Origin of the sequence: Geothrix mesophila, from assembly GCF_022808835.1 — a bacterium.
GTDB lineage: Bacteria > Acidobacteriota > Holophagae > Holophagales > Holophagaceae > Geothrix > Geothrix paludis.
The window spans coordinates 1-22541 of the sequence record NZ_JAKZLD010000002.1 but is presented as its reverse complement, the minus strand read 5'-3'; the positions used below and the strand labels follow the sequence as shown (position 1 = coordinate 22541).

Here is a 22541-nt window from a genome sequence, read left to right as displayed (position 1 = left end):
CCATGGCCGCGCCACGTCCTTCCATCCCCGGCCCCCCCCTCATCCTCGGTCACCGCGGGCTCTCCTCGAAGCACCTGGAGAACTCCATGGAAGCCTTCCGCGCGGCCCTGGCCGCGGGCATGGACGGCTTCGAGCTGGACGTGCAGCCCACCCGCGACGGCGTCTGCGCCATCCTCCACGATGACGACCTGGCGCGCACGGCGAACGGCTCGGGAATCCTGCGGAAGATGAAGGCCGCCGAGCTGCCCGTCCTGAAGAACGGCGAGCCCGTGCCCCGCCTGGCGGACGCGCTGGAGCTGCCCGCCAGGCTCATCAACGTGGAGCTGAAGGGCGAACCCGGCTGGCAGCAGGCCCTGGCCACGGTGGAGGCCGCCGAGGCCCTGGACCGCGTGCTCTTCAGCAGCTTCGAGCACAGCGAGGTGCTCCAGCTCTGGGCCGCCTGCGAGACCGCCCGCTGCGGCTTCCTGTGGGAGACGGACGAGGCCCTGGACCTCACGCCCGAGGAGCTGGCCGACCTGCCCGAGGCCCTCTGGCTGCACCCGCCCCTCAAGGCCGTGAAGGCCCAGCCCCGCCTCTGGCAGCCCTACGCGGACCGCCTGGCGATCTGGGGCATGAAGACACCGGCGGAAGCCAAGGACCTGCCCTTCACGCCGGCCGTGCTCATCGCGGACGGCCTGTAAGCCTCAGCCCGCCCGCTCCGCCCGGGCCAGCGCCTCCCGCACCTTGACCCGGAGCTTCGAGGGCGTGAAGGGTTTCTGGAGGAAGGGCACCTGGGCCTCCAGCACGCCATGGCGCAGGATGGCATCGTCGGTGTAGCCCGACATGAACAGGACCGCCAGGCCCGGATGGTGCGCGAGCACCTGCTCGGAGACCTGGCGTCCGTTCATCCCCGGCATGATCACGTCGGTGAGGAGGAGGTGGATGCGGCCCGCGCCCTGGGCGTGCTGGGTGCACAGGGCCAGGGCCTCGCCCCCGTTCCGCGCCTCCAGGACCGTGTAGCCCGCCTGCCGCAGCACACTCCCCGTCACTTCGCGCACCTGGTCCTCGTCCTCGACCAGCAGGATGGTTTCGCTGCCACCCTCATCAACCGGCATGGTGGAGGTCCCGGCGACATCCGGGCAGTCCTTCTCGCGGATCTCCGGAAAGTAGATCTTGAAGGTGGAACCCACGCCGACCTCGCTGTAGAGCCAGATGTGCCCGCGGCTCTGCTTCACGATCCCGAAGACCGTGGCGAGGCCCAGGCCCGTCCCCTTCCCCCGCTCCTTCGTGGTGAAGAAGGGCTCGAAGATGCGGCCCTGCGTGGCCTTGTCCATGCCCTGCCCGGTGTCACTGACGGCCACCATGACATGGGGCCCCGGAGCCACATCCAGATGCTCGGCGGCGTAGGCCCCATCGAGATCGGCGTTGGCCGTCTCCAGGGTGAGCGTCCCCCCTTCCGGCATGGCGTCCCGCGCATTGATCGCCAGGTTCAGGATCACCTGCTCGACCTGGCTGGGATCCGCGAACACTTTCCCCAGGCCCTCCGGACAGCGGATCCTGATCTCGATGTGCTCGCCCAGGAGCCGCCTGAGGATTGGGCTGAGGCCCTGCAGCACCTGGTTGAGGTCCAGGGCCTGGGGAGCCAGGATCTGCTGGCGGCTGAAGGTGAGGAGCTGCCGGGTCAGGCTGGCCGCCCGCTCGGAGGCCTGCCGGATCGCCTGCAGGTGGGGGTTCTCCAGGAGGCCCATCTCCAGCACCTCGGACGCGCCGAAGATCACGGTCAGCAGGTTGTTGAAGTCGTGGGCGATGCCGCCGGCCAGACGGCCGACCGCCTCCATCTTCTGCGCCTGGCGGAGCTGCTCCTCGCTGCGCAGCAGCGCCTCGTTCGCCTGCCGGAGTTCCGCCGTGCGCGCCTCCACCCGCGCCTCGAGGTGGGCCTGGAGGTCCCGCAGCTGCCGGTTCGCCTCCTGGATCTCCTGGGCCCGCTGGAAAACCTCGGCCTCCACCTGGGACGCGCGGTCCCTCAGCTCGTCCGTCAGGTGGCCCTGGACTCGGTGGGCCTCCTTGAGCCGCACGAACTCCGTCACGTCCTCCACCCGGTGGAGGATGAACCGCACCTCGCCCTCCTGGGACAGGACCGGGGCGTTCAGGGGACTCCAGTAGCGCCGCTCGAAGCCGCCGCCTTCCGAGGCGGGTCGCCGGATGTCGTACTTCTGCACGGCCATCGTGTCGGGCCGTTTGAGGGAGAGGACCCGGTGGAGCGACTCGCGGAGGTTGGCCACGCCGGTTGCCCGCGGATCCTCCGGGTTGTCCGGGAACACGTCGAAGATGCCCCGCCCGAGGATGTTCTCCCGTCGGGTCAGGGTGGCCGAAAGGTAGGCATCGCTGACGCCCACGATCACCAGGCGGGGGTCCAGGACCAGGTACAAGCCCGGCGACGACTCGAAGATGAGCCTGAAATCGGGCTCCGGCAGGCTCGGTCTGGCGTCAGGCAACAGCATGTCGCGACCTCCCGCATCCTCTGCGGTGTGGGCCAGTATAGTCAGCGCCTCATCGCGACTTCCACCCTTGGGGGAGGTCCGCCGGGGAAGGATCCTTCACAGCAACCGCCGCTTGAGGGCCGCCTGATCCGCCGCCAGGGGCTCGCAGAGCAGGGGCTTCTCCAGCAGGTCGCTGAGCGACCTGGGCAGGGGGATCTCGCGGCCCAGGGTGGGCTCCAGGGATTCGCGAAACTTCGCCGGGTGAGCGGTGGCGAGGAAGAGCCCCTGCTCGCCCGCGCGCAGTTGGCTCTGCAGGACGCCACAGGCCACGGCGCCATGGGGATCCGCCAGGTAGCCGTCACGGTCGAGGTCGAGCACCGTCTGCCGCGTCTCTTCATCGGTGCGGCTGCCCCAGCGCAGGGCCGCGGCCATGGCATCGTGGTCGCCGCGGAACAGGGCGTGGATGCGCTCCCAGTTGCTGGGGGCGCCCACATCCATGGCGTTGGAGAGCGTGGCCACGGAGGGTCGGGGGTGGTACTCGCCCGTGTCGAGGTAGTCCGGCACCACGCGGTTGGCGTTGGTCGCCACCACGAAGTGGGCGATGGGCGCGCCCGTGGCCTGGGCCAGCAGGCCCGCGTAGAGGTTGCCGAAGTTGCCGCTGGGCACGGCCACCACCAGCGGAGCGCCGCGCTCCGCCTGGGCCGCGGCCTCGTAGTAGTAGAGCAGCTGCGCCAGGAGGCGGGCGATGTTGATGCTGTTGGCCGAGGTCAGGCCCAGCCCCTCCACCAGCTCCGGATCCTCGAAGGCCCCCTTCACCAGGCGCTGGCAGTCGTCGAAGGCGCCGTCCACCGCCAGGGCCAGCACGTTGCCGCCGCAGGTGGCGAACTGGCGCTCCTGCAGCGGCGACACGCGCCCCGCCGGATAGAGCACCACGGCCCGGACGCCCGGCACGCCGAGGAAGGCGCTGGCCACGGCCGCGCCCGTGTCGCCGGAGGTGGCCGTGAGCACGGTGCGCGGCTTCGCCGCGGTATCCAAGGCCAACACCCGCGCGAGGAAGCGGGCGCCGAAGTCCTTGAAGGCCAGGGTGGGCCCGTGGAACAGCTCCAGGGCGGAGAGGCCGGGTCGCACGGGCACCAGGGGCGCGGGGAAGGTGAAGGTGGCGCGGGCCAGGCCCTCCACCTCGGGGCGGGACAGTTCGTCCCCCAGGAATCGGTGGAGGATCTCCACGGATCGCGTCTGGAAGTCCAGCTTCAGCAGATCCGTCGCGTCGGCGAAGCGGGGGATCTCGACCGGGGCGAAGAGACCGCCCTCCGGGGCCAGGCCCTGGTGGGCGGCCTCCAGGAACGTGGCTTGGACGGCGGCATTGCGGGTGCTGGCAAGCTTCATGGCTGGGCCTCGAGGAAGAGGGGGCGGGGCAGGGGCGAGAGGAGGCGGGCGCCTTCCAGGTCCAGGGCGCAGATCCAGGTCCGGCTGGCGAGGCCGGCTTGCGCGAAGCCGTGCTGGAGGGCCTCAGCCACCACGTCGGCATCCGCCTCATCCCCGACCGCGGCGAAGATCGACGGACCGGATCCCGACAGGGTGCAGCCCATGGCCCCGGCGGCCAGGGCCCCGGCCTGAGCGGCGCGGAAGCCCGGCACCAGGGGGGCGCGGTGGGCCTCCACCAGGGGATCGCGCAGGCAGCGCGCCAGGAGGGCCCGGTCGCCGGTGTGCAGGGCATGCACGAAGCCCGCGAGGTTGCCGGCGAAGTCCACCGTATCCGCCCAGGCGGGGCGCGCCGGCAGGGCCGCCCGGCTCTGCGCCGTGGCCAGCTGGAACTCCGGGTGGGTCACCACCAGGAGCAGGTCCGGGGGCCAGGGCAGGCGTCGGGCCGCGGGCTTCCCGTCCCGGCCAGGAACGGTCAGCTGGAGGCCGCCCAGCAGGGAGGGCGCCACGTTGTCCAGGTGGATGCCGCCGCTGGTCGAGCCCTCGGCCCGCCCCGCCAGCTCCAGCAGCTCGGGCACGCCGAGGGGATCGCCGCAGAGGGCCTGGAGGGCCGCCAGGGTGGCCACGATGGAGCTGGCACTGGAGCCCAGGCCGCTGGCCACGGGCAGCCGCTTCTCCAGGCGCAGGGCGAAGGGGCCGGCCGGGCGGCCCTGGGCCTTGAGCGCGTCCCGGTAGAGGCCCGCGGCGCGCAGCACGAGGTTGGGACGCGTGTCCCCGGCCAGAGCCGCCGCGAAGGGCCCCTCCAGCTGGAAGGAGGCCTCCGCCGCAGGGGCCGCGTGCACGAGGTCGCCCAGCAGGCTGCCGTCCAGGGGGGCCAGGGCCCCGCCCAGCAGGTCGAAGCCCGCGGCGAAGTTGCCGATGCTGGCCGGGGCATAGGCCGTCACGCCGTTCGAGGGGAAGCCAGACTCCGTCATGAGGACCTCCGCCGCGAGGGCCGGGCGCCACCGGGCACCAGGCGCAGCACGTCCGCCAGCACGCCCGCGGCCGTCACCTCCGCCCCCGCGCCATAGCCCCGGATGACCATGGGGTGCGGCTGGTAGCGCTCCGTGAGCAGGGCCAGGGCGTTCTCGCCGCCCTTGATGGCCATGAAGGGATGCTCCCCATCCACGGGCAGCAGACCCACGCGACAGCCACTGTCCGAAAGGCTGCCCACGTAGCGCAGGGTCTTCCCCTCGGCCTTCAGGGCCGCCAGGCGCTCGCGGAAGGGCGCGTCCAGCTCCGGCAGCCGTCCCATGAAGGTGGGGATGTCGCCGCTGGCGTCGAAGTCCGCGGGTAGCAGGCCCTCCACCACCACGTCCGACAGCTCCAGCTCCATGCCCAGCTCCCGGGCCAGGATGAGGAGCTTGCGGGCCACGTCCATGCCGCTGAGGTCGTCCCGGGGATCGGGCTCGGTGAAGCCACTCTCCTTGGCGGCGCGCACGGCTTCGGACAGCGGCACGCCGTCCCCCAGCAGACCCAGGATGTACGACATGGACCCCGAGAGGATGCCCTCGGCCCGCAGCACGCGGTCGCCCGTGAGCACCAGGTTCTTCACGGTGTCGATGATGGGCAGGCCCGCGCCCACGTTGGCCTCATAGAGGAAGCGCAGGCCCTTCCGCGAGGAGCGCTCGCGGAGTTCGCGGTAGAACGCCTGGGAGGCGCTGTTGGCCTTCTTGTTGGCGGTCACCACATGGAAGCCCGCATCGAACAGGTCCGGGTACCGGGCCGCGAGGTCGCCGCTGGTGGTGCAGTCCACCAGCACCGCCAGAGAGGGCGGTCCGTTGCGGACCACGGACATCACGCGGTCCACGTTCGTGGGCTCGCCTTGGGCCAGGTCCTCCCGCCAGTGGTCCAGGTCGAGCCCCTTCGCGTCCAGGCACATGCGGCGGCTGGTGGCGATGGTCGCCACCCGCAGGTCCAGGCCCTGCTCCGCCAGCTTGCGCTGCTGCCGCTGGATCTGGCCCAGGAGGCTCCCCCCCACGTTGCCGGCCCCCAGGAGGTGCACGTCCACCACCACCTGGGTCCGGAAGAACCGCCGGTGGATGTGCGGCATGGCCCGGGCGGCCTCGCGCTCCTCCACCACCGCGGAGATGATGCGCTCACTGGCGCCCTGGGCGATGGCCACCACGTTGCAGCCCACCTCCGCCAGGGCGTCGAAGAAGGTGCCCGCCACGCCGGCCCGGGTGCGCATGCCGTCGCCCACGATGCTGAGCACCGAGAGGCCGTCGCGCAGGTCCAGGGGGTCCAGGAAGCCCGCCGCCAGCTCCGCGGGGAAGGCCTCCTGGATGGCCGCCACGGCGCCGGGTCCGTCCGCCTGGCGCACGGCGAAGCAGATGGACAGCTCGGACGAGCTCTGCGTGATGAGCACCACGGAGATGCCCTTGCGCGCCAGGGCGCCGAACACGCGGCCCGCGATGCCGGGCACGCCCAGCATGCCCGGGCCCGTGAGGTTCACCACCGACAGCCCGCGGAGGAAGGAGATGCCCCGCACGCCGCTGGGCGGAGGCGGCACCGAGGCCCGGATGAGGGTGCCGGGGTGGGCGGGATCGAAGCTGCTGCACACCCGCACGGGGATGCCCTGCTCCCGCACCGGAGGGATGGTCTTGGGATGGAGCACCTTGGCGCCGAAGAAGGACAGCTCCATGGCCTCCTCGAAGCTGGCTTCGGGCAGCGGGAACGCCTCGGGCACGAGATGGGGGTCCGCGCTGTAGAGCCCGGCCACGTCGGTCCAGATCTCCAGCAGTTCCGCCCGCAGGGCCGCGGCGGCCAGGGCCGCGCTGTGGTCGGAGCCCCCCCGCCCCAGGGAGAGGATGTGGCCCTGGGCATCGCCGCCGAAGAAGCCCGGCAGCACCCAGAGGCCGCCCTCGCCTTCCCTCACGGCCGCGAAGGTCGCCTCGGTCTCCGCCAGGCAGGGACGGGCCTGGAGGGGATCGCCCTCCACGCGGACATGGGCCACCGGATCCAGGTACCGCGGTCTCAGTCCGCGGGCGGCCAGCAGGGCCACCAGGATGGCGCAGGAGGCCCGCTCGCCCAGGCTCGACACCTGGGCCAGGACCGAAGGCGGCCCCTCCTCCAGGAGGGCCATGCCATGGAGCAGGCGGCGGCCCAGGGCCTCCAGACCCTCCAGCTCATCGCGGAGCCCCGCGGCGGCCGGCCCCAGGTCCTCCGCCAGGTCGTCGACCACCTCTGCATGGATCGAGCGGAAGGCCTCCAACAGGCGATCGGCGGCCGCCCGGTCCGGGATGCGGCCCTCATTCACCAGCAGGTTCGTCACCCCGGCCATGGCGGAGGCCACGACGCAGACGCGATGGGTGGCGCGGGCGTCGGCCACCAGGTCCGCCACGGCGCGCATGCGCTCGGCGCCGGCGACGCTGGTGCCGCCGAATTTCATGACACGGATGGGGGTGGATGGCATGGGGGGCTCCGTGGCGAATACAGAAAGCCCCGCGGGGTGCGCGGGGCCGAGTCTGAAGGAAGGGTCAGGTCAGGCGCCGCGCTGGATCGCGTGCGTAATGGTACCGTTGGTGGTGTTCATAAAGCTGGACATGCCCGCGCCCATCGCGGAGATCCGCGAGGCAATGAAGGGCTGTCCGACCGGCTGCACCATGGGCGACATCTTCCGCCGATCCGGCGGAAAGTCAACCAGAATCCCTGTCCTGACGCGGGCCGGTCGCGCGCCGGCCCAGGGCCACGCTGCTGCCCAGCCAGAGGCCCGAGCAGCCCAGGGCCGCCAGTCCCACCGGAATGGCCAGGGCCGCGAAGGCCGTGGGGGCCCAGACCCCCAGCAGGTCGCCGCCGCGGTAGATGAAGGTGTCGATGAAGGGCTTCGACTTGTAGCGCTCCTCGGGGCCCAGCGGGATGTAGAGGATCTCCCGGGCCGGGCGGTCCACGGCGTAGTGCAGGCCCCGGCGCAGCACCTGGAACAGGGCCATGACGCCGAAGGTGGGCCAGGCCCACAGGGCGCCGAAGCCCGCCAGGCTCAGCACCGGCAGGATGGACAGCACCACCGGGACGCCCAGGGCCGTGATGAGGCGGCCCGTGAAGAACACCTGAGTGACCAGGGTGAGGACGTTCACCCAGAGGTCGATGCGGGCGAAGGCCGCCGTGCGCGCCGCCGTGCCGTGGAAGGCCCGTTCGACGATGGCGCCCTGCTGCAGGTAGAGGAAGGTGCTGGTGATGGTGAAGAGCAGGATGTAGGCGCAGATGAGCTGGAGGTAGCGGGAGGTGGCGATGAGGCGCAGGCCCGCCAGCAGGCCCGGCCCCGGCTCCCGCGCCCCGTGGGCCGTGTCCCCCAGGGCGAAGATCGCCGCGAGGCGCTTCACGCACTGCACGGCCAGCTCCAGGGTGAGCGCGGAGAGCAGCAGCAGGGAGAGGGGGTCCACCTTCACCTGGAGGCCGCCCAGGGCGGCGCCCTTCGTGAGGGCCCCCGTCACCGCCGCGCCGGCGATGGCGCCCAGGCTCCCGCCCATGGCGATGAACCCGAAGAGCCGCTTGCCCTGGGGCTCGGACCACACGTCGGACATGAGGCCCCAGAACACGGACACCACGAAGAGGTTGAAGACGCTGAGCCAGATGTAGAAGGCGTAGCCCAACGCCGCGCCGCCGTGGCCCGGCAGCAGACGGAAGGCCAGGAAGAAGGCCGCCATGTTCAGGGCGAAGAAGCGGTAGGCCCAGGGGATGAAGCGGCGGCGGGGCAGCCTCGACACCAGGGCTGCGAAGGCCGGATTCGCCAGGGCCATGGCCAGCAGGGTGCCCGTCATGAGCCAGGGCAGCTTGTCCGCGCCCCGGGCGATGCCCATGGCCTCGCGCACGGGCCGCAGCAGGTAGTAGCCGAAGAGCAGCAGGAAGAAGTACAGGGCGGACCAGGCCAGGGCCGGGGCCTCGCCCTCCTCCAGCATCACGAGGCGACGGAGCAGGCGGGCGGGCGTCATGGGACTCCGGAAAAGATGTTGCGGATGCGAATGGGAGGAGTATATATCGATTCACGATGCATCGATCCCATCCCGATCGCCGGAGGTTCCCATGACCGTCTCCCGCCGCGAGTTCCTCCAGTGGTCCGCCGCCGCCTCGGCCCTGGCGGCCACAGGTCTCGATCTGTCCGCCGCTCCCGCCGACCCAGCGGCCAAGCCCGCGCCCAAGCGCATCCTCATCCTTGGCGGCACGGGCTTCCTGGGCCCCGCCACCATCGAGATCGCCCAGAGCCGCGGCCACCACGTGACCATGTTCAACCGCGGGAAGACGCGCCCCGACCTCTTCCCCGGCGTGGAGAAGCTGCACGGGGACCGCGACCCGAAGAAGGGCGAGGGGCTGAAGGCCCTGGAGACGGGCACCTGGGACGCCGTCATCGACAACAGCGCCTACTATCCGCGCATGGTGGCGGCCTCGGCAGGTCTGCTGGCCCCGAGGGTGAAGCAGTATCTGATCATCTCCAGCATCAGCGCCTACAAGGAACCCAACCCCGAGAACGGCACCGAGGACGCGCCCCTGGCCACCCTGGCCGATCCCGCCGTGGAGGAGATGGGGAAGGAATACCAGAACTATGGTGGCCTCAAGGCCCTCTGCGAGCAGGCGGCCCACAAGGCCCTGCCCGGCCGCACGGCGGTGATCCGCCCCGGCTACATCGTGGGCCCCGACGACCCCTCCGGCCGCTTCACCTACTGGCCCGTGCGCTTCGACAGGGGCGGCGAGCTCGCCGTGCCCGGCGGCGCGTCCGATCCGGTGCAGATCATCGATGTGCGCGACCTGGCCGCCTGGCTGGTGCATCTCGTCGAGCAGGGCACCGTGGGCACCTTCAACGCCTGCGGCCCGGACAAGCGCCTGGCCTGGGGCAGCCTGGTGGACGCCTTCCAGAAGGGCGGGAACGCGAACGCCAAGCCCGTCTGGATCCCCACGGACTTCCTGGCCAAGCAGAAGGACATCGAGTTCCCCATCTGGGCCCCCTACGCGGGCGAGACCAAGGGCTTCCACACCTGGCGCAACGACCGCGCCGTGAAGGCCGGCCTGCGCTTCCGCCCCGCCCTCGAGACCGTCAAGGACACCCTGGCCTGGTACAAGACCCAGGAGAAGGTGGAGAAGGGCCGCACCCGCCTCGCCGGCCCCAGTGCCGAAGCCGAGGCCAAGCTCATCGCAGCCTGGCGTGCGGCATCCAAGCTCAAGGGCTGACCGGATCCGCCCCGCCCAGGACGCAGGCCCCATGCGACAATGGCCTCCATCCACGGCGAGCGACAAGGATCCCCATGACCTCCCAGCCCGATAAAGCGCCCAAGAAGGACAAGCCGAAGAAGCAGACGCCGGAGCAGCGCCAGGAGCTCATGCGCTACAACCGCATGATGTACGGTCCCACGGCGAAGGAGATGAAGCCCGCCGTGAAGAAGGTCAACTTCGGGGCGGCCTACCTGGATCACCCGAAGTTCCAGAGCCTGATGACCGCCTTCAAGCGGGGCACGGCCTTCAAGTTCGAGGTCACGGACAAGGGCAAGACCTACACCATCGCCACGGATGGGACGGACATCCTGTTCAACGGGAAGACCATCTTCTATTCCCGCCCCATGAACAAGTACGAGGACCACCTGCTCCTCGACCGCGTCTCCATGACCCAGTACCAGACGACGGATGCGCTCATCCACCTGGCCTTCGCCGTGCTGCGCAGCCTCCCGGAGCTCGCCGGGCATTCCCTGGTGTACATGCAGCACCAGTTCTACTACGGGGCGGAGCCCCTGGAGGATGGCGTGGCCCAGCAGGGGCCCAACCTCCTGCTCGGCTCCTACCGGCACAGCAAGGTCCCCGAGAAGACCCGGGGCTAGGCTCAGTTCTGGATGTAGTGCACCAGCTGCTCGATGGTGAACTGCTGGTCGGAGATGGTCTCCTTCACCAGGTCGCCGATGGAGAGGATGCCCAGCACCTCGTTGTCCTCCGAAAGGACTGGCAGGTGGCGGATGTGCTTGCCCGTCATGAGGGCCATGCACTCCTCCACGGTCTCGCCCAGGGTCACGCAGCTCACCCGCTCGCTCATGATCTCCCGCACGAGGGTGTCCTTCGAGGACTTGCCCTTGAGGATGATCTTCCGCGCGTAGTCCCGCTCCGAGAAGATCCCCACCAGGCGGCCCTCCTCCAGCACCAGCAGGGCGCCGATGTCGTGCTGGGCCAGCAGGGTCAGCGCCGTGAACACCGTGTCGTCGGGGCCTACCGAAACCAGGGGCTTCTTGCCTTGGATCAACTGGGCGAGTGGTCGCATGCGTGCCTCCCCGGCGCCGGACTGGATGGAATGGATGGCCCTGACTATACGGCCAAGGGCGGCCCAGTGGGACCCTCCGGTTCCGGGAATTCGTGATCCATGGCGTGGATTTTCCCGGGGCAAGGCATTTATGATGCATGGGTCAGCTTTTTGAAAGCCTGCCCGGACCTGCGCTCAGGGCCGCGGAATGCCTCGAAGGATCGCCCATGTCCCTGCCCCGGAAACTCAAGGATCACGCCGCCCGCCAAGCCGAAGCCACGGAGCCCCACCCGGAGGCGGCCCGGAAGCAGGCTGCCCAGGGCAAGCTCCTGGCCCGGGAGCGCATCACCGCCATCCTCGATCCCGATTCCTTCCACGAGTACGACCTCTTCGTGGAGCACAAGTGCTCCGACTTCGGCATGGCGAAGAAGCAGCTGCCCGGGGACGGCGTCATCACCGGCACAGGCACCATCGCCGGCCACCCGGTGGCCATCTACGCCCAGGACTTCACCGTGGCCGGGGGCAGCCTGGGCCTGGCCCACGCCCGCAAGATCACCAAGATCATGGACCACGCCATCAAGCTGGGCATCCCCCTCATCGGTATCAACGATTCCGGCGGGGCGCGCATCCAGGAGGGGGTGAACTCCCTGGCGGGCTACGGCGAGATCTTCTATCGCAACACCCTGGCCTCGGGCGTCATCCCCCAGATCTCCATCATCCTGGGCCCCTGCGCGGGCGGAGCGGTGTACTCCCCGGCCCTCACGGACTTCGTCTTCGTGGTGGACAAGATCTCCAAGATGTTCATCACCGGGCCCGAGGTCATCAAGACCGTGCTGGGCGAGGAGATCTCCATGGAGGACCTGGGTGGCGCCCGGGTGCAGTCCGAGATCTCGGGCAACGCCCATTTCTATGCCGAAAGCGAGGCCACCTGCTTCGAGCAGGTGAAGCGCCTCGTCACCTTCATCCCCTGGAACAACCGCAAGAAGGCCGATCCATTCAGCACCAGCCCCTCCCGGACCGAGGAGGACCTCGAGCGCATCATCCCCTCCGAGGCCCACCGGCCCTACGATGTGCGCGACGTGCTGCGGGCCGTGTGCGACGGGTCGGACTTCATGGAGGTCCAGGCCCTCTGGGCCGCCAACATCGTGGTGGGCTTCGCCCGCATGAACGGCCGCACCGTGGGCATGGTGGCCAACCAGCCCGCCGTGCTGGCCGGCGTCCTCGACGTGGACAGCTCGGACAAGGCCGCGCGGTTCATCCGCTTCTGCGACGCCTTCAACATCCCCCTGGTGACCTTCGTGGACCTGCCGGGCTACCTGCCGGGCGTGGACCAGGAGCACGCAGGCGTCATCCGCCACGGCGCCAAGCTGCTCTACGCCTACAGCGAGGCCACGGTTCCCAAGATCACGGTCATCCTCCGCAAGGCCTACGGCGGCGGCTACATCGCCATGTGCTCCCGCCACCTGGGCGCCGACTTCGTCTTCGCCTGGCCATGCGCTGAGATCGCCGTCATGGGCCCCGAGGGCGCCGCCAACATCATCTTCAAGGGCGAGATCGCCGCCGCAGCCGACCCCGAGGCCTTCCGGAAGCAGAAGGTCCAGGAATACACCGAGAAATTCGCCAGCCCCTACGTCGCGGCGGCCAACGGGCACGTGGATGCAGTCATCGCCCCTCGCCAGACCCGCGACTTCCTGCTCCACGCGCTGGAGATCTCCGAGCAGAAGGCCGAGCCGCGGCCCGCCCGGAAGCACGGCGTGCCGCCCTTCTGAGGTGGCGGCGCTCCGACGACCTCCCATCGATCCGCGAGGCCCCATGATTCACTCAGAGACTCATCCATCCAAGCCTGTCCGGCAGTCCATCGCCCTCGACGGCACCGTGTACGAAACCACGCTCACGAGGAAGTACGCTCAGCGGAAGCCCTTCGTGCCAAAGGATCCCAGCCGGCTGACGGCCATCATCCCGGGCCTCATCCTCGACCTCCTCGTGAAGCCCGGCGACCAGGTGGACAGCGGCCAGAGCCTGCTGGTCCTCGAAGCCATGAAGATGCAGAACTACATCGCCGCCCACGACGCGGGGACCGTCAAGGCCATCCACGTGGCCCCGGGCGACACGGTCGCCAAGGGACAGCTGCTGCTGGAATTCCAGTAGGCGGCCCCGGAGCGCGGCTGTCGGCCGGGTTGTGGAATGTACACAAACTTGTATACTTCGAACCTCCCCCGAGGTTCCCATGCGCCCCTCCTGCTCCTTCCGCATCTTCGGCCTGGCCTTGGCCCTGACGCCGGCGGCCATGGCCCAGACCGTGGCCTTCACGTTCGACGACGGTCCCAAGCTGGAAGCCACGCCCCGCCTGAACCCCGCCCAGCGCAACGCGGCGCTGCTCGCGGCCCTGAAACAGCACCAGGTGCAGGCGGCCCTCTTCGTGACCCTGGGCAACGGGGCGGACCGGCCCGAGGGCCTGTCCCTGGCCCGGGCCTGGGGCGAGGCGGGCCACCTGATCGGCAACCACACCGTCACCCACCCGGATCTCGACGCCGCCGCCACCACCCTGGCCAGCTACGAAGGCGAAATCCAGTCCTGCGACCGGGTGATCAGGACCCTGCCGGGCTATCGTCCCTGGTTCCGCTTCACCTTTCTCCGGGAAGGCAACACGCCCGAGAAGCGAGACGGCCTGCGGACCTTCCTCCAGGCTACCGGCTACCGCAATGCCTACGTGAGCCTCGACACCTCCGACTGGCGCCTGGACGAGGCCATGCGCAAGCACCTGGCCCGGCACCCCGACGCGGACCTCGCCCCCTTCCGGACCGCGTACCTGGCCCACCTTCGGCAGCGGTCCGAAGCCTACCGCGACCTCTCGCGGAAGCTGTTCGGCCGGGACATCCCCCAGGTGATGCTGCTGCACCACAACCTGATCAACGCCCTCTTTCTGGGAGACGCCCTGCAGCAGTTCAAGGCCATGGGCTGGACCTTCGTGTCCCCCGAGACCGCCTTCCAGGATTTCATCTACACCCTGACGCCCCAGCGCCCGGCCCCCGGCCAGAGCCTGCTGCTCTCGGCCGCCCGCAGCCTGGGCTACCGGCCCGAGGGCTGGGAGCGGCTGGTGGACGACGGCGAAGCCGACATCCAGGCCCTGGTGAAGCAGGGCGTGCTGCCCGCCGCGCCTTGATCGCCGTGGGCTGACCCCCGCCTTCGGGACTTACACAGTGTCAATGGCCCTGGGCTTGTGACGCCGATTTCTTGTGGATTTCTCGGCCCCCTGGTTACCCTTCGTCCTTACCAATCGGAGGCTCCCATGGCCGTCAACCTCAAGGGACGCAGCTTTCTCACGCTGATGGACTTCACCCCCTTGGAGGTGCGCTACCTCCTGGACCTCTCGCGGGACCTGAAGGCCAAGAAGCGCATGGGCCTCCACGGCGAGGCCCTGAAGGGCAAGAACATCGTCCTGCTCTTCGAGAAGACCAGCACCCGCACCCGCTGCGCCTTCGAGGTCGGCGCGCTCGAGGAAGGCGCCCACGTCACCTTCCTGGACAGCGCCAGCTCCCAGGTGGGGAAGAAGGAATCCATCGAGGACAGCGCCAAGGTGCTGGGCCGCTTCTACGACGGCATCGAGTACCGCGGCTACAAGCAGGAAGTCGTGGAGGCCCTGGCCAAGCACAGCGGCGTGCCCGTGTGGAACGGCCTCACGGACACCGACCACCCCACCCAGATCCTGGCGGACTTCCTCACCATCGAGGAGCACGTGGCCAAGCCTCTGAACAAGGTGAAGCTGGTCTTTTGCGGCGACATCCGCAACAACATGAGCTACGCCCTGATGTACGGCGCCGCCAAGACCGGCATGCACATGGTGGCCCTGGGGCCGAAGGACCTCGCCCCCGATCCCGCCGTGCTGGCCGCCGCCCGCAAGGCCGCCGAGGAGACCGGCGCCACCATCGAGGTCACCGATGACGTCGCCACCGCCGTCAAGGGCGCCGATGTGCTCTACACCGATGTCTGGGCCAGCATGGGCGAGGAGGACCAGATCCCCCAGCGCGTGAAGCTCCTCACGCCTTTCAAGGTCACGATGGAGATGGTGCAGAAGACCGGCAACCCGGACGTGAAGTTCCTCCACTGCCTGCCCGCCTTCCACGATTTCGAGACCAAGCTGGCCAAGGAGCAGAAGGCCCTGGGCCATGACATCCGCGAGGTGACCGACGAGGTCTTCCGGTCCCGCCACAGCGTGGTCTTCGATGAAGCCGAGAACCGCATGCACACCATCAAGGCCGTCATGGTGGCGACCATCGGGTAGGGGACGGCCCGGCCCCATCGGTTGTTTCACCGCAGAGAACGCGGAGGGCGCAGGGGAAGCTTGTTTCTCCGCGTTCTCTGCGTTCTCTGCGGTTGGCGTTTGCAGGTGTTGCCACGGATCACCCGGTGCTATGGTGGGACCACCCATTCCACGGAGGTCCCCATGCGCGCAGCCCGGCTGTTCATCGTCCCTGTACTCGCGGCCCTGTCCCTGGCGGCCCAGGAGCCTTCCCTCTCAGGCGCCTGGACCCAGACCAAGGCCGATGACATCGCCGCCGCCATCGACGCCACTGTGAAGGACATGAACTTCATCAAGCGGCCCATCGCCCGGGGGCGGCTCAGGAAGTTGAACCCCACCTACCGGAAGGTCACCATCACCATCACCGACAAGGGCGTGGCCGTGAAGCTGGACGACCGGGCCCCCATCCTCATGCCCGCCGGCGGCAAGGCCGCGCCCTGGACCCGCGAGGACGGTGAGAAGTTCATGGTGGCCGCCCAGGTGGGCAAGGACCAGCTCGTCCAGACCTTCAAGAACGAGGACGGCGAACGCACCAACCTCTTCAAGCTGAGCCCCGACGGCAAGGCGCTGACCCTCACCGCCACGGTGAAGAGCCCCCAGCTGCCGAAGCCGCTGACCTATTCGATCCATTTCGGCCGCTAGGCGCCGTTCCACGGCCCGGCCGGCCTCCGGAGGTGGCGCATGACACGCACCGCGCCGTACGCCGTGGCTTCCGTGATTATCCTCCTGGCCTCGTGCCGTCCCGCGGCGCTGGCCCCGTCCGCTCCCGACACACCGGACACCCGGGCCGTACTCAGCTTCCTGGAGGCCTACGGTCGCCGGGATCTCGATGGGATGATGCGGTGCCTGACCGAGGACGCCGTCTTCCAGGGGTCCGGCGGGACCCTTGCGAAGCCGCAGATCCGGGCCTTCTTCCAGAGCACCTTCCGCAAGCACCCCGGCCTCCGCGTGGAGGTCGGGACGCTGACGGTGGTCCAGGGCACGATCCAGGCCCGGGTCAAGGTCCAGACCGACGCCATCTGGTCTGACACCTGGATCTTCGAGATGCGGGACCACAGGATCCACGCCTATTCGCTCGCCTCGGGGAAACGCTAGGCCGACGCGGCCGGGCAAGCCCGAACCAGAGGCCAGGGGGTCCATGGACGCGATGACCGAGGGGGACCGGGAACTCCGGGAGCGCCGCTGGGCCCTTCTGGCCCTCACGAGCGTGGGGGCCTTCATGACACCCCTGGACGGCTCCATCGTGTCGGTGGCGCTCCCCCGGATGGGCCCTCTGCTGAACCTCAGCTTCGCGGCCTCGCTGTGGGTGCAGGCCGCCTATCTGCTCACCATCGCCGTGCTGCTCATCCCGGTGGGACGCCTGGCGGACCAGCGCGGCCGCGTGCCCTTCTACCTGGCCGGCACGGTCTGCTTCACCCTGGGCTCGCTCATGGCCGCCCTCAGCCGCAACGACGCGGCGCTGATCCTCGCGAGGATCGTCCAGGGCGCGGGAGGCGCCCTCCTGTCGGCCACCTCCGCGGCCATCGTCACCGCGGCGTTCCCCCCCGAGGAGCGCGGCCGCGCCCTGGGCCTCAACGTGATGGCCGTCTACCTCGGCCTCAGCGTGGGGCCGCCCCTCGGCGGCTTCCTCGTGGATCGCTTCGGCTGGCCATGGATCTTCCTGGTGAACCTGCCCATCGGCGCCGTGGTCTTCCTGTGGGGCTGGCGCCTCCTGCCGCGGCGCGCCGCCCACCCCCCGCACCCCGACGCGGCGACGCTGGACGTGGCGGGGGCGGCCCTGCTGGCCGTGGCCCTGGCCGGGCTGCTGGTGCCGCTCACCTTCGCGGCGGAATGGGGCTGGCGCGGCCTCCAGACCTGGGGCCTGCTCGGCCTCGCGCTGCTGGCCATGGCCGCCTTCATCCGCCGGGAGCGGAAGGCTCCGGCCCCCCTGGTGGACCCGGGCCTCCTGCGCCGGAACCGGCTCTTCGCGTCGGCCAACCTCGCGGCGCTGCTCAACTACATGGCCCTCTACGCCATCGCCATCCTCACCGCCGCCGAGCTCCAGCTCGTGCAGGGGCGCTCCGCGCGGTCGGCTGGCTGGATCATGCTGGGGCAGCCCCTCATGCAGGCCGTCCTGAGCCCCGTGGCCGGGCGCCTCAGCGACCGCTTCGGTTCCCGGCTCCTGAGCACTGCGGGCATGCTGCTCACGGCCCTGGGCATGGGCCTGCTCGCCCTCCTGGGGCGGCGCCCGGAGGTCTTCCTCATCATCGCGGCCCTGGCCGTGGTGGGCGTGGGGCTGGCGGCCTTCAGTGCGCCGAATACCAGCGCGATCATGGGCAGCGTGGGCCGGAACCAGCTGGGCATGGCCAGCGCCTTCGTGAGCACCATGCGGGTGACGGGGCAGGCCCTCAGCGTCGCCATCCTCGGCGGCATCGCCGCCAGCCACCTGGGCCCCGGCGGCTGGCGAATGCTGCTGCGCGCGGGCGGATCGCCGGAGGCGGCGGCCGCCTTCGCCTCGGGCTATGCCGCGGCCATGGCCACGGGCGCCGGGCTGGCGCTCCTGGGAGCCTGGGCCTCCCTGGTCCGCGGACCGCATGCCGGAACCCGGGGAGCCTGAATCCAGGTGGCAGGGCTCACTTGGTCAGCGTGACCGCGTCCAGCTCCCGCCCTTCCGCGTCGAGCTGCCGCAGCTTCAGCCGGCGGCCATCCACATCCAGCACCGTGAAGGAATGCCGGTCGGAGATGATGGCGCGGGTCCAGGGCTGCCAGCTGGTTCGGACATCCGTCTGCCAGCGACCGTAGAGTTCGGCCCCGCCGGCGCCGGTGACGATGTGGATGACGCCCCTGGCCCGGGTGATCGTCGTCCCGTCGAAGGCCTCGTCAACGGTGAAGGTGCCCTCCACCGGCCTGCCCCGGGATCCCACCTTCGTGGGCGTGAAGCGGAGGGGGGCCGTGCGCTGGTAGTTGTGGACGTGGCCGGCCAGCACCAGGTCCACGCCGTATTTCTCGAGGAGGGGGCTGATGGGGCGCATCCACTGGTCATCCATGTGGCTGCGGGAGCTCTGGAACAGGGGGTGGTGGAGGGCCACGATGCGCCAGGTGGCCGCCTTCGCGGCCTTCAGGTCGGCCTCCAGCCAGGCCCTCAGGACCGGGCCCGTCCAATCCGCGTAGACGTTGGAATCCAGCACGGTCCAGTGGACCTTGCCGTAGTCGAAGCTGTAGCTGGCCATGCGCGGAAAGGCCGGACCCGCGGCGGCAACCATGGCGTCATGCACGCCGGCCACGACGGGCGCGGCGTTCGGCCCGCCTGGCTCCAGCGCGGGCCCGTTCAGGGGCAGGGACCAGTAGGCGAAATAGGCGGCCGCATCCGGAGCGCGGCGAAAGGGCACGTCGTGATTGCCGGGCAGGCCCAGGAAGGGCACCTGCGCCATGAGCGGGCGGGAACCGCCGTTGTAGATCGGGAAGAAGCGCTGGCGGTACTCGGAGGCCAGGCCCATGCCATAGACCAGGTCCCCGACAAGGAGGACCGCGTCCGGATGCGCGCCCGCCACGGCCTGCGCGACGGCTGTCTGCTCTCTGGACCCGTCCGCCGCATCACCGAACACCACCATCCGATGGGCGTCAGGCTTGCGCACTTGCGCCTGCGCCTCGAACACCACCGCGCCATCCCGCTTCACCCGGTAGGGCACGCGAGCCCCCGGCGGCAGGTCCCTCAGGGTGGCCCGGTAGATGCGGTGGGCCGGCAGAGGCGGCGCGTCCAGCCGCCGGAAGGCAGGTGCCAGGGACTTCCAGCGGCCGCCGACCTTCACCTCCACGCGCCAGGCGGCGTCGCGATCCTCCGCCTGCCACAGCAGGTCCAGCCGCTCCACCGACGCCGCTTTCGGGGCATCGCCCAGCTGCAGGTAGGGCTGCACCAGGAAGGCCCCCTGGGCCCGGAGGAGCGAGGCGAGCAGGAGGAGGATGGGGAGGCGCATCCTTCCAGGGTAGGTGGTCCCCCCAGGAGGCTCCAGACGATCCGGGTCTTGCCTGTGTCCAGGAAGGCCTTATGCTCCAAGCGCCGGCCGTCCTCGCCTGGCTGTCCCGCCACTGGAGGTCGTATGCCCAAGCCCCTGGCGTCCCTCGTCCCGAGCATCGAGAAGCGGGAATGCACGTGGACCGAGCTGCAGGAGCGACTCGCGCGCTCCCATCAAAGGCGGATCCTGCCCACCATCACCATCTCCAGGGAGTTCGGCTGCCAGGGCTATCCCCTGGCCCTCCACCTGAAGACCCTCCTCGACGAGGTGACAGGCCTGCCCTGGACCATCTTCGACAAGGCGCTGGTGGATCAGGTGGCCTCCGACGAAAAGCTCTCCCGGGAGCTCCTGGCCCACCTCGGGAACGAGAGCCATGCCCAGGATGTCCTCCGGACGCATTTCGGCTTCCTCACCCACGATGACGCCTACGCCAAGGTGGTGCAGCACCTGGTCCCCATCGCCATGGCCGGAGGCGCCATCATCGTTGGCCGGGGCGGGGCCGTCGTCTGCCAGGACATGAAGAACTGCTTCCATTTCCGTCTGGTGGGCAGCTTCGACTTCCGCGTCCGGTCCATCGCGCGGCGCCTCGAGATGCCCATGGAGGACGCCGGGGAGGTGGTCCGGATCCAGTCCAAGCTCCGCGAGAAGTTCATCAGCGAATGCCTGCACACGGACATCACCTCCTTCCACTGGTACGACGCCGTCTTCAACAACGGACGGCAGCGGGTGGAAAGCATCGCCCAGGCCTGCCTCCGCCTCGTGGAATGCGGCTGGCCCGATCTGAAGGGCGGCTACAAGGCCGGCCCCGCCCACCCGACGCTGGTCGGCTCCTGAACCCGCGGGAGCGGCCCTCCCCCGAACAAGAAACCGGGCGCCGTCGGCGCCCGGTTCTGCAGAACGGAAGGATAGTCGCTAGTGCGCGCCCACCGCGGTCAGCAGCCGCGAGCCCTGGGCGTAGCAGGTCTTGTGGGTGATGTGATGCTCGAACTCGTGGCGGAACTTCTGCAGCGCCGAGTCCATGGGGCCGCAGGCGGCGTCGCCCAGGGGACAGAGGGTCCGCAGGCCGATGCGGGGCGTGAGGCTGGCCAGCAGGTCCAGGTCCTCCATGCGGCCCTCGCCGTGCTCGATGCGGTAGAGCACCATCTCCATCCAGTTGCAGCCTTCGCGGCAGGGCGTGCACTGGCCGCAGCTCTCGTGGGCGTAGAAGCGGATGAGGCGCAGCGTGGCCTGCACCATGCAGGTGTCCTCGTCCATGCAGATGAGGCCGCCGGAGCCGGCCATGGAGCCGCGGGCCTTCACGGTGTCGAAGTCCAGAGGGCAGTCGAAGTCCTTCTCGTCGAACATGGGGGCGCTGGCGCCGCCGGGGATGATGGCCTTGATCTTCTTGCCGGTGCTGGAGCCGCCCGCCAGCTCGTTGACCACGAAGTCCATGGGCGTGCCCAGGGGCAGCTCGAAGAGGCCGGGGCGCTTCACGTGGCCGCTGACGCCGAAGATGCGGGTGCCCGTGTTCTTGGGCGTGCCCAGCTTGGCGTACTCGGCGCCGCCCATGCGGAGGATGGGGGGTACGGCCGCGAGCGTTTCCACGTTGTTCACGGTGGTGGGCTGGCCGAAGGCGCCCTTGGCCGCCGGGAAGGGCGGCTTCACGCGGGGCTCGCCGCGGCGGCCCTCCAGCGAGTTCAGCAGGGCCGTTTCCTCGCCGCAGATGTAGGCGCCGGCGCCGCGGTAGACCAGGATGTCGTAGTCCCAGCCCGTGCCCATGATGTTCTTGCCGAGGTAGCCGGCGTCCCGGGCCTGCTGGATCGCGGCCTCCAGCTTCTCGATGAGCCAGAGGAACTCGCCGCGGATGTAGACGAAACCCAGCTTGCACTGCATGGCCCAGCCGCCGATGATCATGCCCTCGATGAGCTGGTGCGGGTTGTACTCGAGGATGGCGCGGTCCTTGAAGGTGCCGGGCTCACCCTCGTCGCCGTTGCAGACCAGGTAGCGGGTGAACTTGCGGTCAGCGGTGTCCTTGGGCATGAAGGACCACTTCAGGCCGCAGGGGAAGCCCGCGCCGCCACGGCCGCGGATGCCGGAGGTCTTCATCTCCTCCACCACGGCCACAGGTTCCATCTTCAGCGCGGCCTTCAGGGCCACGTAGCCCTCGTGCTTCTGCTCGTAGACCTTGAGGTGCCAGTTGTCCAGATCCCCCGCCCCGCGGAGCATCAGGTTCGGGTACTTGTCCGTGCCGAAGCCGGGGAAGGTGTAGATCTGGGGATCGGGCTTGGTGCGAATGGCGGCCATGTCTGTGTCTCCGCTCAGTGGGCCCAAGGCCGGTAATCGCCCCGCTTGCAGGCTTCCATCACTTCGATGAGCTTCTTCTCGTCCACGAACTCGTCGTAGACATCGTGGTTCACCTGCACGCAGGGGCCGCTTCCGCAGCCGGCGAGGCACTCGACCTCCTCCACGCTCCACATGCCGTCGGCGCTGGGGCCCTGGCCGGGCTTCACGCCAGTCTTCTCGCAGACCTTCTCCAGCAGCTGGGCGGCGCCACGCAGGGCACAGCTGATGTTGGTGCAGACCTGGAGGTGGAACTTACCGACGGGCGCCTTCTGGTACATCGTGTAGAACGTGGCGACGCCGAATACGTGGCCCTCGGGGATGCCGATGGCCTTGGCCACGGCCTTCATGGCTGAGAGGCTCACGAAGCCGAACTCCCGCTGGGCGATGTGCAGGGCGGGCAGCGTGGCCGCGAGCTTGTCCGGGAACTTGACCATGAGGGCCTGGATCTCCGCCAGGGCCTCGGGGCTGAATTCCTTCCGATCGGATTCCGGCAGCCGCTGGCCCGGGGCCATGGGCTCGTTCGAGGTCTCGGGAGGCAGAGGATGGTTCATGGGCGCGCTCGCATGAACGGCCAGTTTAGCCCAAAGACGCTGGGGGGCACCGGGGTAAACCCCTGTGCCCCCCATCACGAAACGGGACGTCTGGTTACTTCTGGGCGGCCGGGGCGACCTTGCCGGCCTCGGCGTTCAGGCTGACGGCCACGGTCTCGCCGATGACGCCGGGGAAGGTCTTGATGCCGTACTCATTGCGGTTGAGGCTGAGGGCGCCGTCGATGAAGCCTGCCACCACGCTGC

The 22541-nt window shown here is 69.7% G+C and carries 21 protein-coding genes; 11 read left to right on the top strand and 10 right to left on the bottom strand.

From position 1 onward, the window contains the following. Nucleotides 1–2 precede the first annotated feature (2 nt). Entirely contained in the window at nucleotides 3–680 is a 678-nt protein-coding gene (locus MLG87_RS07525) for a glycerophosphodiester phosphodiesterase (protein WP_243294589.1), read from the top strand. Nucleotides 681–683: 3 nt separating this feature from the next. Here MLG87_RS07525 and MLG87_RS07520 read toward each other — a convergent pair whose 3' ends face one another. From MLG87_RS07520 to MLG87_RS07500, 6 genes are all read right to left on the bottom strand, one after another. Further along, nucleotides 684–2480, bottom strand: a complete 1797-nt coding sequence (locus tag MLG87_RS07520; RefSeq protein WP_243294588.1) for an ATP-binding protein — start codon at nucleotides 2478–2480, stop codon at nucleotides 684–686. Nucleotides 2481–2576: 96 nt separating this feature from the next. Then, nucleotides 2577–3845: a threonine synthase gene (thrC, locus tag MLG87_RS07515; RefSeq protein ID WP_243294587.1), complete on the bottom strand. Its 1269-nt coding sequence runs from the start codon at nucleotides 3843–3845 to the stop codon at nucleotides 2577–2579. Beyond that, nucleotides 3842–4855: a homoserine kinase gene (locus MLG87_RS07510; RefSeq protein WP_243294586.1), complete on the bottom strand. Its 1014-nt coding sequence runs from the start codon at nucleotides 4853–4855 to the stop codon at nucleotides 3842–3844. Before MLG87_RS07510 ends, thrC begins: the two co-directional genes overlap by 4 nt. Further along, nucleotides 4852–7335, bottom strand: a complete 2484-nt coding sequence (gene thrA, locus MLG87_RS07505; protein WP_243294585.1) for a bifunctional aspartate kinase/homoserine dehydrogenase I — start codon at nucleotides 7333–7335, stop codon at nucleotides 4852–4854. Before thrA ends, MLG87_RS07510 begins: the two co-directional genes overlap by 4 nt. Before the next feature lie 69 nt (nucleotides 7336–7404). After that, nucleotides 7405–7527: a hypothetical protein gene (locus MLG87_RS16080; RefSeq protein ID WP_279341181.1), complete on the bottom strand. Its 123-nt coding sequence runs from the start codon at nucleotides 7525–7527 to the stop codon at nucleotides 7405–7407. Nucleotides 7528–7558: 31 nt separating this feature from the next. After that, nucleotides 7559–8851: an NTP/NDP exchange transporter gene (locus MLG87_RS07500; protein ID WP_243294584.1), complete on the bottom strand. Its 1293-nt coding sequence runs from the start codon at nucleotides 8849–8851 to the stop codon at nucleotides 7559–7561. A 91-nt stretch (nucleotides 8852–8942) separates the two neighbouring features. On the opposite strand from MLG87_RS07500, the gene MLG87_RS07495 reads away from it, so the two are divergent. Both MLG87_RS07495 and MLG87_RS07490 read left to right on the top strand, forming a co-directional pair. Continuing rightward, nucleotides 8943–10082 (top strand): twin-arginine translocation signal domain-containing protein, encoded by a 1140-nt coding sequence (locus tag MLG87_RS07495; protein WP_243294583.1) that lies wholly within the window; start codon nucleotides 8943–8945, stop codon nucleotides 10080–10082. Nucleotides 10083–10156: 74 nt separating this feature from the next. Further along, nucleotides 10157–10723, top strand: a complete 567-nt coding sequence (locus MLG87_RS07490; protein ID WP_243294582.1) for a hypothetical protein — start codon at nucleotides 10157–10159, stop codon at nucleotides 10721–10723. Between the two features lie 2 nt (nucleotides 10724–10725). Here MLG87_RS07490 and MLG87_RS07485 read toward each other — a convergent pair whose 3' ends face one another. Next, nucleotides 10726–11154 (bottom strand): CBS domain-containing protein, encoded by a 429-nt coding sequence (locus MLG87_RS07485; RefSeq protein WP_243294581.1) that lies wholly within the window; start codon nucleotides 11152–11154, stop codon nucleotides 10726–10728. Nucleotides 11155–11360: 206 nt separating this feature from the next. On the opposite strand from MLG87_RS07485, the gene MLG87_RS07480 reads away from it, so the two are divergent. The 7 genes from MLG87_RS07480 (at nucleotide 11361) to MLG87_RS07450 (ending at nucleotide 18029) form a co-directional block, all read left to right on the top strand. Next, complete coding sequence (locus tag MLG87_RS07480) at nucleotides 11361–12902, top strand: acyl-CoA carboxylase subunit beta (protein ID WP_243294580.1); 1542 nt, start codon at nucleotides 11361–11363, stop codon at nucleotides 12900–12902. A gap of 43 nt (nucleotides 12903–12945) precedes the next feature. Then, a complete protein-coding gene (locus tag MLG87_RS07475) occupies nucleotides 12946–13281 on the top strand; it encodes an acyl-CoA carboxylase biotin carboxyl carrier protein subunit (RefSeq protein WP_243294579.1) in 336 nt (111 codons plus the stop codon). Nucleotides 13282–13360: 79 nt separating this feature from the next. After that, nucleotides 13361–14296: a polysaccharide deacetylase family protein gene (locus MLG87_RS07470; protein ID WP_243294578.1), complete on the top strand. Its 936-nt coding sequence runs from the start codon at nucleotides 13361–13363 to the stop codon at nucleotides 14294–14296. 126 nt (nucleotides 14297–14422) lie between these two features. Beyond that, on the top strand, nucleotides 14423–15415 hold the full coding sequence (argF, locus tag MLG87_RS07465; RefSeq protein ID WP_243294577.1) for an ornithine carbamoyltransferase: 993 nt from the start codon (nucleotides 14423–14425) through the stop codon (nucleotides 15413–15415). A gap of 162 nt (nucleotides 15416–15577) precedes the next feature. Beyond that, nucleotides 15578–16075, top strand: a complete 498-nt coding sequence (locus tag MLG87_RS07460; RefSeq protein WP_243294576.1) for a hypothetical protein — start codon at nucleotides 15578–15580, stop codon at nucleotides 16073–16075. Between the two features lie 39 nt (nucleotides 16076–16114). Further along, a complete protein-coding gene (locus tag MLG87_RS07455; RefSeq protein WP_243294575.1) occupies nucleotides 16115–16528 on the top strand; it encodes a nuclear transport factor 2 family protein in 414 nt (137 codons plus the stop codon). A gap of 43 nt (nucleotides 16529–16571) precedes the next feature. Then, nucleotides 16572–18029 (top strand): MFS transporter, encoded by a 1458-nt coding sequence (locus MLG87_RS07450; RefSeq protein WP_243294574.1) that lies wholly within the window; start codon nucleotides 16572–16574, stop codon nucleotides 18027–18029. A gap of 16 nt (nucleotides 18030–18045) precedes the next feature. Here the strand turns inward: MLG87_RS07450 and MLG87_RS07445 are convergent, their stop codons facing one another. Then, nucleotides 18046–19386, bottom strand: coding sequence for a metallophosphoesterase (locus MLG87_RS07445; protein WP_243294573.1), 1341 nt, complete (start codon nucleotides 19384–19386; stop codon nucleotides 18046–18048). A 123-nt stretch (nucleotides 19387–19509) separates the two neighbouring features. On the opposite strand from MLG87_RS07445, the gene MLG87_RS07440 reads away from it, so the two are divergent. Then, entirely contained in the window at nucleotides 19510–20259 is a 750-nt protein-coding gene (locus tag MLG87_RS07440; RefSeq protein WP_243294572.1) for a cytidylate kinase-like family protein, read from the top strand. A 78-nt stretch (nucleotides 20260–20337) separates the two neighbouring features. Here MLG87_RS07440 and nuoF read toward each other — a convergent pair whose 3' ends face one another. Both nuoF and MLG87_RS07430 read right to left on the bottom strand, forming a co-directional pair. After that, entirely contained in the window at nucleotides 20338–21708 is a 1371-nt protein-coding gene (nuoF, locus tag MLG87_RS07435) for an NADH-quinone oxidoreductase subunit NuoF (RefSeq protein ID WP_243294571.1), read from the bottom strand. A gap of 14 nt (nucleotides 21709–21722) precedes the next feature. Next, the gene (locus MLG87_RS07430) at nucleotides 21723–22298 is read right to left on the bottom strand and encodes an NADH-quinone oxidoreductase subunit NuoE family protein (protein WP_243294570.1); all 576 of its coding nucleotides are present in this window, start codon (nucleotides 22296–22298) and stop codon (nucleotides 21723–21725) included. Nucleotides 22299–22541 lie beyond the last annotated feature (243 nt).

Bases quoted from the DNA above. Each gene is read 5' to 3' on its own strand.
- MLG87_RS07495 (WP_243294583.1), top strand. From the start codon at position 8,943: ATGACCGTCTCCCGCCGCGAGTTCCTCCAGTGGTCCGCCGCCGCCTCG.
- thrC (WP_243294587.1), bottom strand. From the start codon at position 3,845: ATGAAGCTTGCCAGCACCCGCAATGCCGCCGTCCAAGCCACGTTCCTG.
- MLG87_RS07500 (WP_243294584.1), bottom strand. From the start codon at position 8,851: ATGACGCCCGCCCGCCTGCTCCGTCGCCTCGTGATGCTGGAGGAGGGC.
- MLG87_RS07490 (WP_243294582.1), top strand. From the start codon at position 10,157: ATGACCTCCCAGCCCGATAAAGCGCCCAAGAAGGACAAGCCGAAGAAG.
- MLG87_RS07510 (WP_243294586.1), bottom strand. From the start codon at position 4,855: ATGACGGAGTCTGGCTTCCCCTCGAACGGCGTGACGGCCTATGCCCCG.
- MLG87_RS07525 (WP_243294589.1), top strand. From the start codon at position 3: ATGGCCGCGCCACGTCCTTCCATCCCCGGCCCCCCCCTCATCCTCGGT.
- nuoF (WP_243294571.1), bottom strand. From the start codon at position 21,708: ATGGCCGCCATTCGCACCAAGCCCGATCCCCAGATCTACACCTTCCCC.
- MLG87_RS07455 (WP_243294575.1), top strand. From the start codon at position 16,115: ATGACACGCACCGCGCCGTACGCCGTGGCTTCCGTGATTATCCTCCTG.
- MLG87_RS07480 (WP_243294580.1), top strand. From the start codon at position 11,361: ATGTCCCTGCCCCGGAAACTCAAGGATCACGCCGCCCGCCAAGCCGAA.
- MLG87_RS07445 (WP_243294573.1), bottom strand. From the start codon at position 19,386: ATGCGCCTCCCCATCCTCCTCCTGCTCGCCTCGCTCCTCCGGGCCCAG.
- MLG87_RS16080 (WP_279341181.1), bottom strand. From the start codon at position 7,527: ATGGTGCAGCCGGTCGGACAGCCCTTCATTGCCTCGCGGATCTCCGCG.
- MLG87_RS07450 (WP_243294574.1), top strand. From the start codon at position 16,572: ATGGACGCGATGACCGAGGGGGACCGGGAACTCCGGGAGCGCCGCTGG.
- thrA (WP_243294585.1), bottom strand. From the start codon at position 7,335: ATGCCATCCACCCCCATCCGTGTCATGAAATTCGGCGGCACCAGCGTC.
- MLG87_RS07485 (WP_243294581.1), bottom strand. From the start codon at position 11,154: ATGCGACCACTCGCCCAGTTGATCCAAGGCAAGAAGCCCCTGGTTTCG.
- MLG87_RS07470 (WP_243294578.1), top strand. From the start codon at position 13,361: ATGCGCCCCTCCTGCTCCTTCCGCATCTTCGGCCTGGCCTTGGCCCTG.
- argF (WP_243294577.1), top strand. From the start codon at position 14,423: ATGGCCGTCAACCTCAAGGGACGCAGCTTTCTCACGCTGATGGACTTC.
- MLG87_RS07520 (WP_243294588.1), bottom strand. From the start codon at position 2,480: ATGCTGTTGCCTGACGCCAGACCGAGCCTGCCGGAGCCCGATTTCAGG.
- MLG87_RS07475 (WP_243294579.1), top strand. From the start codon at position 12,946: ATGATTCACTCAGAGACTCATCCATCCAAGCCTGTCCGGCAGTCCATC.
- MLG87_RS07430 (WP_243294570.1), bottom strand. From the start codon at position 22,298: ATGAACCATCCTCTGCCTCCCGAGACCTCGAACGAGCCCATGGCCCCG.
- MLG87_RS07440 (WP_243294572.1), top strand. From the start codon at position 19,510: ATGCCCAAGCCCCTGGCGTCCCTCGTCCCGAGCATCGAGAAGCGGGAA.
- MLG87_RS07460 (WP_243294576.1), top strand. From the start codon at position 15,578: ATGCGCGCAGCCCGGCTGTTCATCGTCCCTGTACTCGCGGCCCTGTCC.